16 protein-coding genes are annotated in these 14,947 nt (G+C 70.4%); 7 read left to right on the top strand and 9 right to left on the bottom strand.

The window, feature by feature from the left end; genetic code table 11:
• Window positions 1–158 precede the first annotated feature (158 nt).
• The 3 genes from ABFG95_RS01595 to ABFG95_RS01585 all read left to right on the top strand — a co-directional run bounded on the left by ABFG95_RS01595 (window position 159) and on the right by ABFG95_RS01585 (window position 2,864).
• A complete protein-coding gene (locus ABFG95_RS01595) occupies window positions 159–1,457 on the top strand; it encodes a hypothetical protein (RefSeq protein ID WP_278992681.1) in 1,299 nt (432 codons plus the stop codon).
• On the top strand, window positions 1,439–2,038 hold the full coding sequence (locus tag ABFG95_RS01590; protein WP_278992680.1) for a hypothetical protein: 600 nt from the start codon (window positions 1,439–1,441) through the stop codon (window positions 2,036–2,038). Before ABFG95_RS01595 ends, ABFG95_RS01590 begins: the two co-directional genes overlap by 19 nt.
• Window positions 2,039–2,132: 94 nt before the next feature.
• Window positions 2,133–2,864 (top strand): hypothetical protein, encoded by a 732-nt coding sequence (locus tag ABFG95_RS01585; RefSeq protein ID WP_278992679.1) that lies wholly within the window; start codon window positions 2,133–2,135, stop codon window positions 2,862–2,864.
• 24 nt (window positions 2,865–2,888) lie between these two features.
• Here ABFG95_RS01585 and ABFG95_RS01580 read toward each other — a convergent pair whose 3' ends face one another.
• Window positions 2,889–3,344 carry a DUF2000 domain-containing protein gene (locus tag ABFG95_RS01580; protein WP_238909989.1) on the bottom strand — a complete coding sequence of 152 codons (456 nt, stop codon included), beginning with the start codon at window positions 3,342–3,344 and terminating at the stop codon, window positions 2,889–2,891.
• Window positions 3,345–3,425: 81 nt separating this feature from the next.
• Window positions 3,426–4,706, bottom strand: a complete 1,281-nt coding sequence (gene eno, locus ABFG95_RS01575) for a phosphopyruvate hydratase (protein WP_068980272.1) — start codon at window positions 4,704–4,706, stop codon at window positions 3,426–3,428.
• A 222-nt stretch (window positions 4,707–4,928) separates the two neighbouring features.
• Here eno and ABFG95_RS01570 point away from each other — a divergent pair, with 222 nt between their 5' ends.
• The 3 genes from ABFG95_RS01570 to sodC all read left to right on the top strand — a co-directional run bounded on the left by ABFG95_RS01570 (window position 4,929) and on the right by sodC (window position 7,907).
• Window positions 4,929–5,798, top strand: coding sequence for a LysR substrate-binding domain-containing protein (locus tag ABFG95_RS01570; protein WP_238909990.1), 870 nt, complete (start codon window positions 4,929–4,931; stop codon window positions 5,796–5,798).
• Window positions 5,799–5,948: 150 nt separating this feature from the next.
• The gene (locus ABFG95_RS01565) at window positions 5,949–7,193 is read left to right on the top strand and encodes a DUF445 domain-containing protein (RefSeq protein ID WP_348996075.1); all 1,245 of its coding nucleotides are present in this window, start codon (window positions 5,949–5,951) and stop codon (window positions 7,191–7,193) included.
• Window positions 7,194–7,379: 186 nt separating this feature from the next.
• Window positions 7,380–7,907 (top strand): superoxide dismutase family protein, encoded by a 528-nt coding sequence (gene sodC / locus ABFG95_RS01560; RefSeq protein ID WP_059271010.1) that lies wholly within the window; start codon window positions 7,380–7,382, stop codon window positions 7,905–7,907.
• Between the two features lie 16 nt (window positions 7,908–7,923).
• On the opposite strand, the gene ABFG95_RS01555 is transcribed toward sodC, so the two are convergent.
• The 6 genes from ABFG95_RS01555 to ABFG95_RS01530 form a co-directional block, all read right to left on the bottom strand.
• Window positions 7,924–8,565, bottom strand: a complete 642-nt coding sequence (locus tag ABFG95_RS01555; RefSeq protein WP_348995349.1) for a glutathione S-transferase — start codon at window positions 8,563–8,565, stop codon at window positions 7,924–7,926.
• A 156-nt stretch (window positions 8,566–8,721) separates the two neighbouring features.
• The gene (locus tag ABFG95_RS01550; RefSeq protein WP_348995348.1) at window positions 8,722–9,942 is read right to left on the bottom strand and encodes an MFS transporter; all 1,221 of its coding nucleotides are present in this window, start codon (window positions 9,940–9,942) and stop codon (window positions 8,722–8,724) included.
• 101 nt (window positions 9,943–10,043) lie between these two features.
• Window positions 10,044–10,835, bottom strand: coding sequence for a type I methionyl aminopeptidase (map, locus tag ABFG95_RS01545; protein WP_063583805.1), 792 nt, complete (start codon window positions 10,833–10,835; stop codon window positions 10,044–10,046).
• Entirely contained in the window at window positions 10,836–11,081 is a 246-nt protein-coding gene (locus ABFG95_RS01540) for a ParD-like family protein (protein WP_054415514.1), read from the bottom strand. It abuts the gene before it with no gap.
• Between the two features lie 213 nt (window positions 11,082–11,294).
• Complete coding sequence (locus ABFG95_RS01535; protein ID WP_348995347.1) at window positions 11,295–12,455, bottom strand: PAAR domain-containing protein; 1,161 nt, start codon at window positions 12,453–12,455, stop codon at window positions 11,295–11,297.
• A gap of 36 nt (window positions 12,456–12,491) precedes the next feature.
• Window positions 12,492–12,743 (bottom strand): hypothetical protein, encoded by a 252-nt coding sequence (locus ABFG95_RS01530; protein ID WP_054415512.1) that lies wholly within the window; start codon window positions 12,741–12,743, stop codon window positions 12,492–12,494.
• A 175-nt stretch (window positions 12,744–12,918) separates the two neighbouring features.
• Here ABFG95_RS01530 and tssA point away from each other — a divergent pair, with 175 nt between their 5' ends.
• Window positions 12,919–14,028, top strand: a complete 1,110-nt coding sequence (gene tssA, locus ABFG95_RS01525; protein ID WP_054415510.1) for a type VI secretion system protein TssA — start codon at window positions 12,919–12,921, stop codon at window positions 14,026–14,028.
• Window positions 14,029–14,151: 123 nt separating this feature from the next.
• On the opposite strand, the gene ABFG95_RS01520 is transcribed toward tssA, so the two are convergent.
• Window positions 14,152–14,946 carry an OmpA family protein gene (locus ABFG95_RS01520; RefSeq protein ID WP_054415508.1) on the bottom strand — a complete coding sequence of 265 codons (795 nt, stop codon included), beginning with the start codon at window positions 14,944–14,946 and terminating at the stop codon, window positions 14,152–14,154.
• Window position 14,947 lies beyond the last annotated feature (1 nt).

Below are 14,947 nucleotides of genomic sequence, written 5' to 3'. Positions count from 1 at the left end.
CAAAAAGAAACATAATGATAAAAATGCCGACCATTCCCGCGCCGGCTGGCGCCGGGAGTCCCCGGCCGCGGCCAGGGCGGCCTTGACCGCCTCTTGCCCATCGCGCCTGGCGTAGGCGTTGTTCCGATCCATTGCGCGCCTTTTCTTGCGGAGCAAGTATGGCTTTCGTGTTCATGCGCCGGATATGGTCCGGCCTGCGGCGTCCGGACGGCGCCGCGTTGCGGTGGGGCATGTTGGGACTGGCGGCGATGTTGGCGGGGTGCGCGGGCAGCGAGCCGCGCATCGGCGACGCCTACACGGTGCATACCCCGATCTACGCCGACAACCGCATTTTCTATCTCAAGCCCGGCGACGATGAGCGCGCGCGCGTGCTGGAGCAGGCCGGCGCGCCGGCCTCTTCCGACGCGGAACAGCTGCTGGCGGTGCCCGCCAACGCGCCGCTCTCGATCATGATGCGGTCGGTCGAGATCCCGGCGCTGAAGGACGCGGCCGGCGTCAAGACCGCCGGCATCGACGGCCCGGCGGACTACGCGGTCATCCTCGACATCGCCGCCAGGGAGGACGGCAGCAACCAGTCCATCGTGGTCTGGTACCAGCGCGGCGTGCAGCCCGATCAATCCCTGAACTTCTCCAATCTGCTGGTGTATTACGTGCAGCGCTGGGACGAGCGCGTGGCGCCATCGTTCCGGCTGCGCGTGATGGACGTCACCACCGAACGCAACGCCGAGACCCTGCGCGCGCTGCAACGGGCGCAGGGCGTGGCCAACGGCGCGGCCAGCCTGGCCAACAATCCGCTGGTCTCGCCGCTGGTGGGCGTGGCCTTCACCGCCGCCGAGCTGGTGCTGGCGAACCAGCGCAACCGCATGGTGCTGGACTACAGCGTGCAGCTGTATTCGCAGTCGGCGGTGAGCCAGTCGGCCGGCTCCAACCTCGGCTTGCTCAAGCAGGGCACCTATGTGGTGGTGGGGCGTCCGGTGGCCGGCACGCGCGCGTTCTGGGAAAAGGCGCTGACCTACAACACCCGCACCAACCAGGTGATGGACGGCGCCGTGCCGCTGAACGTGCCGACCGCGCTGGTGTCGGTGGGCACCTTCGAGAGCATCGTGCCCAAGTCGGTGCTGGAAAAGTCGGTGGCGCTGACGGCGCTGCTGAGCAAGGTCGGCGCCAGCGCCTCGGTCGAGCAGGTCAGCGACGCGCAGGGCCGGCTGCAGGCCGCGCTGACCGCCTACACGCTGGGCGAGCGGCTGGCGCGCTATCGCGACCAGAAGACGCTGGACGAGATTTCGACCAAGCTGGCCGACGATGATTTCTCCAAGTCCCTCGGCAGCGAGGAAGCCTTTCTGCTGCTGCGCGGCCTGAACGCCTGCTATCGGTTGAAAAAGCCGCTGGCGGATCTGGAGGAATTCCGCACCTATCACGACACGCCAGAGGGCCAGGCATGCAAGACCACATCCTAGCGCCGCGCGCCGGCGAGGGCGGCGGCTTCTTGCGTTGGCTGCCCCGGTTGTTGTTGCCGGCCCTGGCCGCGGTGCTGTTCGGCGGCTGTGCGTCGACCGCCGGACAGGCCCGGCTCACGGCGCCGGCGCCGGCGGGCATCGCGGATCCCGGACCGGTCACGGTGCCGGCTTCGTGGACGGCCGGCGCGGGGCCCGCCGCGACGCCGATGCCGCGGCTGTTCTCGCATCGACTGCTGGCGCCGCCGCTGCAACTGGTGCAGATCGCTTTCTCCGCCGAGACCCCGACCGTGCTGGCGGCCATGCAGCGGTTCGCCGCCGCCGCGCCGTCGGCGCTGGAGGCGCGCGGCCTGTTGCGGGCCCGGACCCTGATCGAGCCGGACTCCGGCTGGCTGACGCTGATCGCCCGCGCGCAAGGCGTGGACTGGGTGTTCGGCCTGCAGTTCAGCGCCGACGGCGGCGGGCTGCTGACGGTGCGGCTACGCACCGCGGGCGCGGGCAATATCGACAATCCGCGCCCGCAGGAAATGGACGCGCACATCGCCACGCTGGCGGCGCTGGCGCCGGGCCTGCTGGCCGATTGAACGCGGCCCGGCGGGCGCGCGTCTCTGGTATAAGGCCTGGAGTCGCCATCGGCCGCGAGGCCGATGGTCCGGACCTGACCGAGAGAGGTACCCCTTGACACATCCGCCCACCGCGAGCCGCCTGCTGGCATTGACGGCCCGCCAGTTCACCGCTCAGGTGCCCGCCATGGTCGCCGCCGCGCCGTGGGCCTGCGTGCTGTTCGCGCTGTCGCTGCCGGGCGCGTTGCTGCTGAACCAGGCGGGCGGTCCGCGCGAAGCCTGGTTCCTGCTGGCGGCGGTGGTCAATCTGCTGGCCCTGGCGCGCGTGGCGCTGGCGTGGCAGCGCCAACTGGCGGGCGTGCCGCGCCAGGCGCCCAGCCTGGATGGCGCCCAGGCCCGGGTGCTGGCCCTGGTGTTCGCGGCGATCGTTGCGATCGCCACGCTGAAGTCGATCAGCGGCAGCCTGACGCTCTCCCTGTATTTCCAGATGCCGAACACGCCCAGCACGGTGTTCCTGGCCATCGCGTTGCTGTTGCTGATGATCCTGTGGCTGCCCATGACGCACTTGCTGGGATCCTGGTCCCTGGCCCTGCCGCAGGCCGCTCTGACGGATGGCTATGGCTGGCGGCGGTCGCGCCAGGCGCTGCGCGGCGCGGTCTGGCCGTTCGCCGCCGTGCTGCTGTTGCTGACGGGCCTGACCGAGGTGACCGGCGCCGCGTTGCGCCGGACGCTGGTGTTGTGGCGCGCCGACGCCATCATCACGGCGGCGGGCGGCCTGTTGCTGACGCTGGCGCTGCTGCTGTTCCTGTCGATCCTGTGCGCCACCGCGTACCGCGAGCGCGCCTGAGCGGTGGCGCCGGCGCGCGGGCGTTCAACGCAGCATCGGCAGGCTGCCGGTCAGCGCGTTGATCCAGCGCTTGGCGCCGGCCAGGCCGACGCCGAGCAGGGGCTGGTCGCGGTGCGAGGTCTCGCGGTGCCGCGCCCAATAGTGGGCAGCCTCATGGATCTCGCGGGCATAGGCCGGAAACACGGCCAGCCGCGCGTCCTCGGGCGGCGGCTGCGTCAGCCGCTGACGCAATTGCGCCATCCGCTCCGCATCGGCCGCCAGCACGATGATGGGCAGGTGCGAGATGGCCGACGAGGCCATGCCATCGGGGTCGCGCAGCGGCGCGCCGGCCCAGCCGGGCAGGGCGGCCGCGAGGCCCGCGGCCAGGCAGGCCGAGACGTTGGCGGCCTGGCCCACGCCGAGCGTTGCCGCCAGCACGATCACGATTTTCTCCGGCACGGCGGGCGCGGACGGGACGACAGGGGCGGTGGGGACGGACATGCGCGGTTCCTCGGCAAAAGCCGCCATCGTCGGCGTTGGCGGCCGTCCTGTCTTGAACGCCAGTGAACGCGTCGCGGGCCGTCAACCGCGCCGCGCCAGCGCGCCGGCGCCGGCATAGACGGCGGCCGCGCCCAGTTCGCGCTCGATGCGCAGCAGGCGGTTGTACTTGGCGGTGCGGTCGGCGCGCGACAGCGAGCCGGTCTTGATCATGCCGCAGTTGGCCGCCACCGCCAGGTCGGCGATGCTGGTGTCCTCGGTTTCGCCGGAGCGGTGCGACATCACCACGCCATAGCCGGCGCGGCGCGCCAGCGCCAGCACCTGGGCGGTCTCACTGAGCGTGCCGATCTGGTTGATCTTGACCAGGATGGCGTTGCCGATGCCCTGGTCGATGCCGGCCTGGAACAGCCGCGGGTTGGTGCAGAACACATCATCGCCCACCAACTGGCAGGCGCCGCCGAGCGTCGCGCCCAGTGTCTTCCAGCCGATGATGTCGTCCTCGGCCATGCCGTCCTCGATCGAGACGATGGGGTAGTCGCGCACCAGCCCGGCCAGGTACCGCACCTGCTGTTCGGCATCGCGCAGCAGGTTCTCGCCGTGGTAGCGGTAGCCGTCCGGGCCATGGAATTCACTGGCGGCCGGGTCCAGCGCCAGCGCGATGTCGGCGCCGGGGCGCAGGCCGGCGCGCTCGATCGCGGCCATGATGAAATCCAGCGCTTGCGGGGCATTGCGCAGCATCGGCGCGAAGCCGCCTTCATCGCCCACGTTGACGCTGTGGCCGGCGGCCTTGAGCGCCAGCCGCAAGGTGTGGAACACCTCCGCGCCCATGCGCAGGGCTTCGCGGAAGCTGTCCGCGCCCACCGGCAGGATCATGAACTCCTGGAAGTCGAGCGGATTGTCGGCGTGCGCGCCGCCGTTGATGATGTTGATCATGGGCACCGGCAGCGTCTGCGCCTGCACGCCGCCGATGTGGCGCCACAGCGGCAGCCGCTGGCTGTGGGCGGCCGCGTGCGCCACCGCCAGCGACACGCCGAGCAGGGCGTTGGCGCCCAGCCGGCTTTTGTCGGGCGTGCCGTCCAGTTCGATCATGATCTGGTCGATCCGGGCCTGCTGATCGGCCGGCAGGCCCAGCAGGGCGGCGCGCAGCTCGGTATTGACCGCGCCGACCGCGCCCAGCACGCCCTTGCCCAGGTAGCGGGCGGCGTCGCCGTCGCGCCGCTCCAGGGCCTCGCGCTTGCCGGTCGAGGCGCCCGACGGCACCAGGGCCAGGCCCTGGGCGCCGTCGTCCAGGCGGACCTCGACTTCGACGGTGGGATTGCCGCGGCTGTCCAGGGCTTCGTGGGCGGCAAGATGGGTGATGTGCATGAAGGGCTCCGCAGTGACGGGAATATCGTCAGTTAATTCAAACAATGAGGCAGGGCAAGGGACGCGCCAGAGGGCCGACCCGCCGCGCCGATCCACGCAGTGATTCGGTGGTAAGACACGCGCGGCAGGCCCAATGACAATGCCGCCATGCTAAAAACAAGGCCAGCGTCCGACAATGCAGTTTTTCTGCGGATATGTCAGTTTTCCTGACGAATGAAGCTCATGCGCCAATTACCGCCTTTGTCCGCCGTCCGCGCCTTCGAGGCCGTTGCCCGCAGCGGTTCGGTCACGCGCGCCGCCCAGGAGCTGTGCCGCAGCCACGGCGCCGTCAGCCGCCACCTGCGCCTGCTGCAGGAGCACGCGGGCGCGGCGTTGCTCGAAAAGGACGGCACCGGTCTGCGCCTGACGCCGGCCGGCACGGCCTTCTATGCCTCCGTGCGCGCCGCCTTCGATCAGCTGGAACACGCCTACGAGCGGCTGGCGCGCGAATCGCAGGCGCCGGGCCTGCATGTGGCCTGCAGCGCCACCTTCGCCATGCGTTGGCTGGTGCCGCAACTGGCCGTCTTCTACCGCAAGCATCCCGAGATCCGCATCCGCCTGTCGATGACTTCCGCGCGCGAGATGCGCAACGAGGGCGCCGACCTGATCCTGGCCTGGGACCTGTCCGCTTATGCCGAGGCCGACCGGGCGCGGGCGCTGGCGTTGGCGCCGGTGCGCTTCGGCGCGGTCTGCACGCCGGCCTATGCGCGCAGGAAGCCGGCCACGCGCACCCGCATCGCGCATGAATACACCGCCAGCGCCTGGAACCAATGGGAGGCCATCACCGGCCAGCCGGCGGCGCGGGGCGACACGCTGGCGTTTCCGCACACCCACCTGTGTATCGAGGCGGCCCTGTCGGGCCTGGGCGTGGCGCTGGTCGAGCGGCGGTTGATCGCGCGCGAGCTGCAGGACGGCCTGCTGGTGGCGCCGTACGGCTTCGTGCCGTTCAAGGGCGGCCTGCGCGCGGTGCCGGCGGCGGGGCGGGCGCGCACCGCCCACGCCGACGCGTTCATCGCCTGGCTGCGCGGCGCGCTGGCCGACGCCGGTGATTGAGCCCGTCCCGCGGCGGGCTTGGTATGCTGGACGGGCATTCCCGCCGGAGACTCCATGACCGATACGCCGCAATCCGCCAGCCCGTCCACCAAGGCGTTCATCACGCGCTCGGCGTTGGCGTCGCAGGCCCGCCGCGCGCAGTTGCGGCGCATGAAGATCGCCGCGCTGGCGTTGCTGGTGGCCATGATCAGCGGCTTCATCACCAGCCATGTCATGGGCGGGAAGGGCGCCTGGGCCTGGGTGCGGGCCTTCTGCGAAGCGGCCACCGTGGGCGCGCTGGCCGACTGGTTCGCGGTGGTGGCGCTGTTTCGCCGGCCGATGGGACTGCCCATTCCGCACACCGCCATCATCCCCAGCAACAAGGACCGCATCGGCGACAACCTGGCGGTGTTCGTGCGCGACCACTTCCTCGACCCGGACACGCTGATGGAAAAGCTGCGCGGCTTCGACCCGGCCGCGCGCCTGTCGCGCTGGCTGGCGCGGCCGAAACAGGCGCATGCGCTCAGCGACGGCGCGCGACGGGTGGCGTTGCAGACGCTGGACCTGCTGGACGATAGCGCGGTGCGCGGCGTGATCCAGGAATTCGTGGTGAAGACCCTGCGGCGCTGGGACGCGGCCGGCACCGCCGGCGAGGTGCTGGGCCTGCTGACCCGCGACGGCCGCCACCAGGAGCTGCTGGACGCGGCGATGGAGCGGCTGGGCGGCTACCTGGGCGACGAGGACGTCAAGGAGCGCGCTTCGGCGCTGCTGGTCAAGTTCGCGCGCAAGGAATGGCCGCGCATCATCAAGGCGGTGGACGTGATTGCCTCGGTCGAGGGCATCGCCGACAACCTCGCCGACAGGCTGGCGCGCGCGCTGGTGCAGGAATTGCGCGATGTGCTGTCCGAACCGGATCATCCGGTGCGGCGCGACTACGAGGCCTGGGTGCTGGACTACATCGCGCGCCTGCGCACCGACCCGGCGCTGGCCGCGCAGGTCGAGGCCATGAAGCAGCGCGCCATCGATCATCCCAAGGTGCAGGAATATGTGCAGGGCCTGTGGGACGACATCCATGCCGCGTTGCGGCGCGACCTGAGCGATGAACAATCCGCGCTGGCCGCGCACCTGGAAAACGCCCTGCTGGCGCTGGCGCGCAAGCTGGGCGAAGACCCGGACCTGCGCGAGGCCATCAACGGCCATGTGCTGGGCGCGGCACGGCGCTTGACCGGGCGGTTGCGCATCGGCGTCACCGAGCATATTTCGCGCACTGTCAAGCTGTGGGACGAACGCCATCTGGTCGAAGAGCTGGAACTGAGCGTGGGGCGCGACCTGCAATACATCCGCTTCAATGGCACGCTGGTGGGCGGGCTGATCGGCGTGCTGTTGCACGCGGCGGTGCTGCTGGCGACAGGCTAGCGCGGCGTGCGTCAATCATCGGCGATTTGCGGACGTATCCGATGTATCAGGAATGAAGATTGCTGGCGAAGCGGCGCGGCGCAGTGCTATTGTCTTCGGCAGTCCAGGGGCCTGACCGCGGGCGCCGGGACGCCCGCCGCTCGACCGGGCGGCCGTATCACGCGCATCATTCCAGGAGGCAAGTCCATGAAGAAATTCTCGATTCTCGTTGCAACGCTGGCGCTGGCCGGCGGCTCGGCTGTCGCCCAGGCCGAGAGCGTCACGATGTCATTCCTGAACGACGACGGCTCCGTGGGCAAGAGCGCGGGCACCGTCACGCTGGAACAGACCAAGGGCGGCCTGAAGTTCACCCCCAAGCTGGCGGGCCTGCCGCCCGGCGAGCACGGCTTCCATGTGCATGAAAAGGGTTCATGTGAGTCCACCACGGTAGATGGCAAGGTGATGCCGGGGGGCGCCGCGGGCGGTCACCTGGATCCGCACAACACCAAGGCGCACAAGGGGCCGCTGGCCGAGGATGGCCACCTGGGCGACCTGCCGTTCATCACGGTGGCGGCCGATGGCAGCGCCAAGACCGCCGTGGTGGCGCCGCGGTTGAAGCTGGCCGACGTGAAGCAGCACGCGTTGATGATCCACGTGGGCGCCGATAACTACAGCGACACGCCCAAGCCGCTGGGCGGTGGCGGCGGCCGCATGATCTGCGGCGTCGTGAAGTAACGCGCCGGGTCGTCCGCTAGGCGGTGCCGTTGCGGCCATGGGCGCGATAGCCCGGCCGCTCGGCCAGCCGGTCGTAGTAGGCCGCCACCGCCGGCAGCGCGGGCCGCAGGGCGTCGTCCAGCGGCGTGGCGAACCAGCGGTTGACCGACAGGCCGATGGCGATGTCGGCCAACGTGAAGGCCTCGCCGGCCACGTAGGCGCCCGTCTCGCCCAGGCGCCGTTCCAGGATTCCCATGAAATGCCCCCAATCGCGGCTCGATGCCTCGATGGCGGCGGCATCGCGGTGCGCCGGCGACTGCCGCGCCAACGCCAGGAAAGCATAGCTCCAGGAGCGGTTCAGGTCGGTCGCCTGCCAATCCATCCATTGGTCGACGCGGGCGCGGCGCCGGGGTTCGGACGGATACAGCGGCTGTTCGCGGCCGGCGCCGTACTGGTTGGCGAGATAGCGGATGATGCTGTTCGATTCCCACAGCACGAAGTCGCCGTCGCGCAGCACCGGCACCATGGCGTTGGGATTGAGCGCCAGGAACGCGGGCTCGTTGGTCGGGCGAAAGCCGGAACCCCAATCCTCCCGTTCGAAGGGCAGGCCCAGTTCGACGCAAGCCCAGAGCACCTTGCGGACGTTGATGGAAGAGGCTTTTCCGAGGATGTTCAGCATGTTGGTGGCGCGGCGAGGGGTGGCGTCGGCCGAGGCGCCGCGTGCGGCGGCCTCGATGGCAGGCCAGTCTAGCGGCCGCCGCTGGCCGCCGCCAGATACAGATCCCGCCCGGCGGGACCGCAACAGACGGCCCCCGCCAGCGCGGCACGGCGGGGTTCAAGCCGCCACGGTTTCCGGCTGGCGGCGCAGCCGCGCCACGGGCGAGGTCAAAAGCACCACGAACTGGGCGGCAAAGCCCACGCTGGACAACCACAGGCAGGCATCCATGCCCAGCCGCGCCGCCAGGGTCGCGCCGATCAAGGCGCCCACGGGCCGCGCGCCGAACGTCGCCGTGACGATCACGGCCGACACCCGGCCCAGCAGGACGTTGGGCGTGACCGCCTGGCGCAGCGTGGTGGTGGCGATGGTCCACAGGATCGGTCCGGCGCCGAACAGGAACAGGCCGACCCCGGCCCAGGGGCCCGCCGGCCATGCCAGCGTCGACAGCAGGATCAGGCTGGCGGCCAGCGCGCAGGTGGGGCCGGCCGCGATCAGCGCGCCGAACGGCAGGCGCGCCGCCAGCCACGGCGCGGCCAGGGCTCCGGCCAGCATGCCGGCGCCGTAGATGCCCAACGTCATGCCCACGCCGGCGGCGGTCAGGCCCAGCCGCTCCACCGCGTAGACCACGTAGACGGCCTGCAGCACGAACCAGGCGGTGTTGAAGCACACCGCCGTGACCAGCACCGGCCGCAGCAGGGGATGCGCCGCCACGAAGGCGGCGCCTTCGCGTAGTTCGCGCCACAGGTGGCGGCGCACGGCCGCGCGCGGCGGCTCGGAAGGCAGGCCCGCCAGCAGCCCCGCCGCCAGCAGCGACAGCAGGGTGGCCAGGCCATAGGCGACGGCGGCGCCCAGGCCGCCGACCAGCGCGCCGCCCAGCGCCGGCCCGGCCGAGAACGCCGCGCTGCGCGCCAGTTCCAGCCAGCGGTTGGCCTGCGCCAGCCGGGTTGCCGGCAATAGCGTGGGCACCAGCGCGGGCGCGGCGACGTTGTAGGCCACCGTGCCGACCGCGCCCAGGAAGCCCAGCACCGCCAGCGCGGCCAGGCTCAGGCCGTCCGCCGCCAGCAGCGCCAGCAGGCCCAGCAGGCTGGCGGCGCGCGCGCATTCGGCGGCGGTCATCAGGGTGCGGCGCGCGATCCGGTCGGCCAGCACCCCGGCGGGCAATGACAGCAGCAGGAAGGGCAGGGTCTGGGCGGTCTGCAGATAGCCGGTCTGGGCGGCGTTGGCGCCCAGCGCCAGCACCGCCACCAGCGGCGCCGCCGCCAGGGCGATCTGTTCGGAACATTGGGCGGCCAGATTGGAGGCGGCCAGGCGGCGGAACGCCGCGGGCAGGGCGGTCATGGGGGCAACGGCCGGCGCGGCCGCGGAAACGACGAGGGCCCGATCATGACCGGGCCCCGCGGGCATTGCACTCCGTTAATTGCCGTCGCCGGCCGGCCGCCTCAGGGAATCGGCGGGTAGTCGCCGAAGCCGTCCGGCCAAGGGGTCAGGACCTCGTAGCCGGTGTCGGTGACGACCACCATGTGTTCCCATTGGGCCGACAGCGAGCGGTCCTTGGTGACCACGGTCCAGCCGTCGGGCAGCTGCTTGGTCTGCGGCTTGCCGGCGTTGATCATGGGTTCGATCGTGAACATCATGCCCGGCTGCAGCACCAGGCCTTCGCCGGGGCGGCCATAGTGCAGCACCTGCGGTTCGTCGTGGTAGATCTGGCCGATGCCGTGGCCACAGTACTCGCGCACGATGCTGAAGTGCTCGCGGTGCGCGACCGTCTGGATGGCGTGGCCGATGTCGCCCAGCGTGGCGCCGGGCCTGACCGCCATGATGCCCGCGCGCATGGCTTCGTAGGTGGTGTTGACCAGCCGCCGCGCCAGCGGACTGGGCTGGCCGACGAAGTACATGCGGCTGGTGTCGCCAAACCAGCCGTCCTTGATGACGGCCACGTCGATGTTGAGGATGTCGCCGTTCTTGAGCACCTTGGCCGACGGGATGCCGTGGCAGATCACGTGGTTGGCCGAGGCGCAGATGGTCTTGGGAAAGCCGTGGTAGCCGACGTTGGCCGGGATCGCCTTTTGCACGTTGACGATGTAGTCGTGGCAGATGCGGTCGAGTTCGTCGGTGGTGACGCCGGGGCGCACGTGCTCGGCGATCATGTGCAGCACTTCCGCCGCCAGGGCGCCGGCCTGGCGGGCCATGGCGATGTCGGCGGCGGATTTGATGGAAACCTTGCGCGCCATTTACGCGGCCTCCTGCTGGCCGGCGGTTGCCTGTCCGTGGGACAGGGCGGCGATGCTGAAGCCTTCCGCCTGCTCGATGCGGATCAGCAACTGGCAGATGTCGGCGTGGCGCAGTTCGGGGTAGAGCTCGGACAGCATGCCGATGCGCATCCAGTGCTCGGCCTGCGAGTTGATCGAACGGCTCAGCGCGCTGCTGGCCACGCGCAGGTTCTCGTGCATCTGCTCGGAAATCTTGACGATGCCCATAGTGGGTGTTCCATATATGGTTTGTATATGGAACGTATGTTATCGCAGGCGGCGCGCCGGGCGCAACCCGCCACCCCGCGCGCGGACGAGACCGGCGCCGTGATGGCGGCGCGGTCCGGTTCCCTGGCGGGGGGCGGGGTCAGGTTCGCTTGCGGGGGCGGGGTCAGGTTCCCTGTCGGGGGGCGGAGTCAGGTTCCCGGCCGGGCGGCAGGGTCAGGCGGATTTGGGGGCCGGACTTTTGTCCAGCAGGTTCATGGCGTCCAGCTGCCGGTAGCGCGCCGGGTAGATCGAGCGCGCGTAGTGCTCGCACGGCGTGCCCTGGGTGGCGACGGCCATCACCACGAACTCGGCGAAATCCTCGGGCGGGCCGGCCTTGGCGTAGTCCGACGGGAAATTGCCGTCGGATTTGGCGGCGGCGCCCCAGGCCTTCATGTCGACGCGGGCGTTGTTGGCGTAGCTGTGCGCCAGTTCATGCAGCACGGCGTGGTCGATCACGGCCTGGTCGCCCGGCATGCTGTAGAGCGTGATGCGCGAGAACATCGTTTCGCCCACGGTGTGCACCTCTCGGGTCGGATCGGCCCACGGCGGGCCTTTGACCACTTGCGCATCGAGCCGCTTGACGCTGTCTTCCAACGACATGCCTTTGGCCAGGGTGATCTGCAGGTCGCGGCCCTGCAACAGCGCCTTGGGCGCCACGCCCAGGCTCTTGGCAACCTGCTCGGGCTGCGGCTGCGGTTCTTCGGTCAGGCGCTCGGTGATTTCGTGCGGCGTGCTTTTCAGCAGGTCGCCGGTCCAGAGGGGCTTGCGCGGCTCCAGCACCACCGGCACGCGCTGGCCGGCCGGCCAGGCTTCGTACATAACAAGCTTGTCGTCGCCCTGGCGCGCCAGGTTGGCGGGCGGCTGATAGGCCGACGGGCCGGTCAGCTTCACCGGCGCGCGCTTGGCGTCGAACATGGCTTCGGTGAGCTTGAGCGTGTCCTGCACCTGGGCGCATTTGACCGGGGCGTCCTGCGCCGCGATGGGTTCGATCGCGGCCAGCGCCGCCGGCGCGCCGGCCTGCAGCGCCTGGGGGGCCTCGTTCACGCCCGCGCCGCCGCCATCACCGCCGCCATGTTCGAGCTGGTAGAACTGCTGGCTGGCGATCAGCGTGGCGCCGCAGGACGTCTTCATGCCCTCCAGCGCGGTGCGGCGGTCGGAACTGACGCTCTGCACGCCTTCGACGATGGTGTGCTGGCCCGCGCACTTGGGGCAGGTGACGCGGTCGCCGACGCGCGCCATGGGCTGGCCGAAGATCTGCACGGATTCATCCCCGGTGACCACCACGCCGCCATGCGACGTGCGGTCACCCTTGCGTATTACGGATCGCTGCGCCATGGCCGGCCGTTGCTCCCAGATGCTGGTTAAGTCTGCTTACAGATAGGTGCCGTCCGGCGCCATGCGCGGGGTGCCCACGACGAAGGTGCCGTCGGGCGCCATGCGCACCGGGCCGCCGCCGCCGAGGTAGCGGCCATTGGGCGCGCGCTGCGGCGTGCCGGCCACGTAGGTGCCGTCCGGCGCGCGGGTGATGGGGCCGCCGTCGCCGACGTAAGTGCCATCCGGGCAGCGCCGCGGCGTGCCATTGATGAAGCGGCCGTCGGGCATCATGTGGAATGATTTGTTCATCGTGACTCCCTCTGTTTGGAGAGCTTGCATGATAGCGATGGTCCCTGATGCGTTTTGTAATAGGGCGTGTCATGTTCCAACGTAACGCGGTTACAGATATGGGATCATCGCTGCTTTCGCCGCCGGGCCCGCGCCGCTTGCGCGCGGCCCGCCTTCCGCAACGACCCAAGACACTATGAGCGATATCGACGCACTGTTGCAGCCCATTCCGGGCGAGGCGCCTTGTGGCGCCGACATGGTCTTTTCGGCCGAATTCGACGCCATCCGCGAGGCCCGCCGCCACGATGACCCGCACCTGGACCAGGGCGACTGGGTCATCGATATCAAAGAGGCCGACTGGCCGCAGGTGATCCGCATCTGCACCGAGGTGCTGACCCAGCGCAGCAAGGACGTGCGCGTGGCCGCCTGGCTGGCCGAGGCCTGGGCCAAGACGCGCGGCTTCGCCGGCCTGCGCGACGGCTTCCTGCTGGTGGATGGCCTGTGCCGGCGCTACTGGGACGGTCTGCATCCGGTGCCGGACGAGGGCGACGTGCAGCAGCGCGTGGGCAACCTGGCGTGGTTGCTGTCGCGTTCGCAGCAGCTGGTGCGCGAACTGCCATTGACGCAATCCGAGGGCGGGCGCTTCGGCGCGGTGCTGTGGGACAGCGCCTCGCAACTGGCCAACGCCATCAAGCGCGCGCCGCAGAACGCCGCCGACATGTCGCGCGGCAAGGTCACCCTGGAGCAGTTCGATGCCGCGCGCCGCGATACGCCGCCGGCGTTCTACTCCGAACTCGAAAGCCAGTTGCAGAGCTGCTTCGGCGCGGTCGACGTGCTGGAGCTGACCCTGACCGAACGCCTGGGCGATGACGGGCCGGCCTTCTCGCCGCTGCGCACCGCCCTGACGGACGTGACCGAACTGGTGCATCGCTTTGCCCGCGAGGCCGGCCTGCTGGTGCGCGCCGACCTGGCGCCGCCGGCCACGCCGGCCGCGCCGTCCGCCGGCGCGCCCGCCACCCGCATGGAGCCCACCTTGACTGCTGCCGACCTTCCGCCCACGGCGTCCGTGGCCGCGCGCGGCCCGCTGCAAACGCGCGACCAGGCCCTGGCGCAACTGCGCGAAGTGGCCGAATTCTTCCGCCGCACCGAACCGCACAGCCCCGTGGCCTATCTGGCCGACAAGGCGGCCAGCTGGGGCGAGATGTCGCTGCACCTGTGGCTGCGCACCGTGGTCAAGAACGGCGAGGCGCTGTCGGGCCTGGAAGAGTTGCTGGGCGTGCCCAAGGCGCCCGAGAACAACGGCTGAAAACCCACCCGGGGCGCCGGCCGCGTGGCCGGCGCCGGCGTGAAAAAGAGGGCGCCGCGATGTGCCCGCGCGCGGCGGGATGCTTGCCAGGCGACGCGCGCCGGCGCCGGCCGCGCGCGCCGCTCAGCGGCTGGCGCGGAATTCGATGCGGCGGTTCTTGGCGCGGCCCTCGGCGGTGGCGTTGGTGGCCACCGGCTGGTCCGGCCCCGCGCCCAGCGTTTCGAAGCGGCCGGGCGGCAGGCCCTTGTCCACCAGATAGGCCCTGACCGCGTCGGCGCGGGCCTGGCTCAAGGCCAGGTTGGTGCTGCGGCTGCCGGAGCTGTCGGTATGGCCGATGATCTGCACCTTGTCGCTGTGCAGCTTCGGGATCACGTCGGCCACCTGGTCCAGCAGTTCGCGCCCGCGCGCCGTCAGCGTGGCGCTGCCGGTCTCGAATTCCACCACGCGGTTGGTCAGCACCTTGTCCAGCAATCCCTGTTCGTCCTTGCCGGCGGCCACGCGCAGGCCGTTGACGATCTTGTAGGTCGGGTTGAGCGAGGTGGCGAAGGCGCTGGCGATCTGCTGGCGCGAGGCCTCGTTCTGCACTTCGCCGAGCAGGCGGATCTGGGTGCCGTCCACTTCCAGCTGGCCGCGGTTGATCTGCTTGAGCGGCTGGCCGATCAGCTTGCCCACGTGCTCGGACCAGTTGGGGGGCGCCACCACGCCGCCGACCTCGATCTGGTCGATGACGTTGCCCACCCCGTAGACCTGTTGCAGCCGCGCCAGCACATCGGCCTTGGTGGCCTCATCGGGCACGGCGCCGCTGGCCACCACCTGGCCGGGCTGCGGAATGACGTTGGCGGGGACGACGGTGGCGGCGTCCTGCGCCGCCGCGGCGCACGAGAACAGCGCCGCCATGATCAGGAGAGAGACGCGCATG

It is taken from the genome of Achromobacter sp. HNDS-1, from assembly GCF_040084795.1.
Classification (GTDB): domain Bacteria; phylum Pseudomonadota; class Gammaproteobacteria; order Burkholderiales; family Burkholderiaceae_B; genus Achromobacter; species Achromobacter ruhlandii.
Note: the sequence above shows the minus strand (reverse complement) of the source record. Positions and strands in the feature narration are given on the sequence as shown.

Excerpts from the sequence above, each read along its gene's own strand:
- ABFG95_RS01595 (WP_278992681.1), top strand. The coding sequence starts at position 159 with ATGGCTTTCGTGTTCATGCGCCGGATATGGTCCGGCCTGCGGCGTCCG.
- ABFG95_RS01590 (WP_278992680.1), top strand. The coding sequence starts at position 1,439 with ATGCAAGACCACATCCTAGCGCCGCGCGCCGGCGAGGGCGGCGGCTTC.
- ABFG95_RS01580 (WP_238909989.1), bottom strand. The coding sequence starts at position 3,344 with ATGTCCGTCCCCACCGCCCCTGTCGTCCCGTCCGCGCCCGCCGTGCCG.
- eno (WP_068980272.1), bottom strand. The coding sequence starts at position 4,706 with ATGCACATCACCCATCTTGCCGCCCACGAAGCCCTGGACAGCCGCGGC.
- ABFG95_RS01570 (WP_238909990.1), top strand. The coding sequence starts at position 4,929 with ATGCGCCAATTACCGCCTTTGTCCGCCGTCCGCGCCTTCGAGGCCGTT.
- ABFG95_RS01565 (WP_348996075.1), top strand. The coding sequence starts at position 5,949 with ATGAAGATCGCCGCGCTGGCGTTGCTGGTGGCCATGATCAGCGGCTTC.
- sodC (WP_059271010.1), top strand. The coding sequence starts at position 7,380 with ATGAAGAAATTCTCGATTCTCGTTGCAACGCTGGCGCTGGCCGGCGGC.
- ABFG95_RS01555 (WP_348995349.1), bottom strand. The coding sequence starts at position 8,565 with ATGCTGAACATCCTCGGAAAAGCCTCTTCCATCAACGTCCGCAAGGTG.
- ABFG95_RS01550 (WP_348995348.1), bottom strand. The coding sequence starts at position 9,942 with ATGACCGCCCTGCCCGCGGCGTTCCGCCGCCTGGCCGCCTCCAATCTG.
- map (WP_063583805.1), bottom strand. The coding sequence starts at position 10,835 with ATGGCGCGCAAGGTTTCCATCAAATCCGCCGCCGACATCGCCATGGCC.
- ABFG95_RS01540 (WP_054415514.1), bottom strand. The coding sequence starts at position 11,081 with ATGGGCATCGTCAAGATTTCCGAGCAGATGCACGAGAACCTGCGCGTG.
- ABFG95_RS01535 (WP_348995347.1), bottom strand. The coding sequence starts at position 12,455 with ATGGCGCAGCGATCCGTAATACGCAAGGGTGACCGCACGTCGCATGGC.
- ABFG95_RS01530 (WP_054415512.1), bottom strand. The coding sequence starts at position 12,743 with ATGAACAAATCATTCCACATGATGCCCGACGGCCGCTTCATCAATGGC.
- tssA (WP_054415510.1), top strand. The coding sequence starts at position 12,919 with ATGAGCGATATCGACGCACTGTTGCAGCCCATTCCGGGCGAGGCGCCT.
- ABFG95_RS01520 (WP_054415508.1), bottom strand. The coding sequence starts at position 14,946 with ATGCGCGTCTCTCTCCTGATCATGGCGGCGCTGTTCTCGTGCGCCGCG.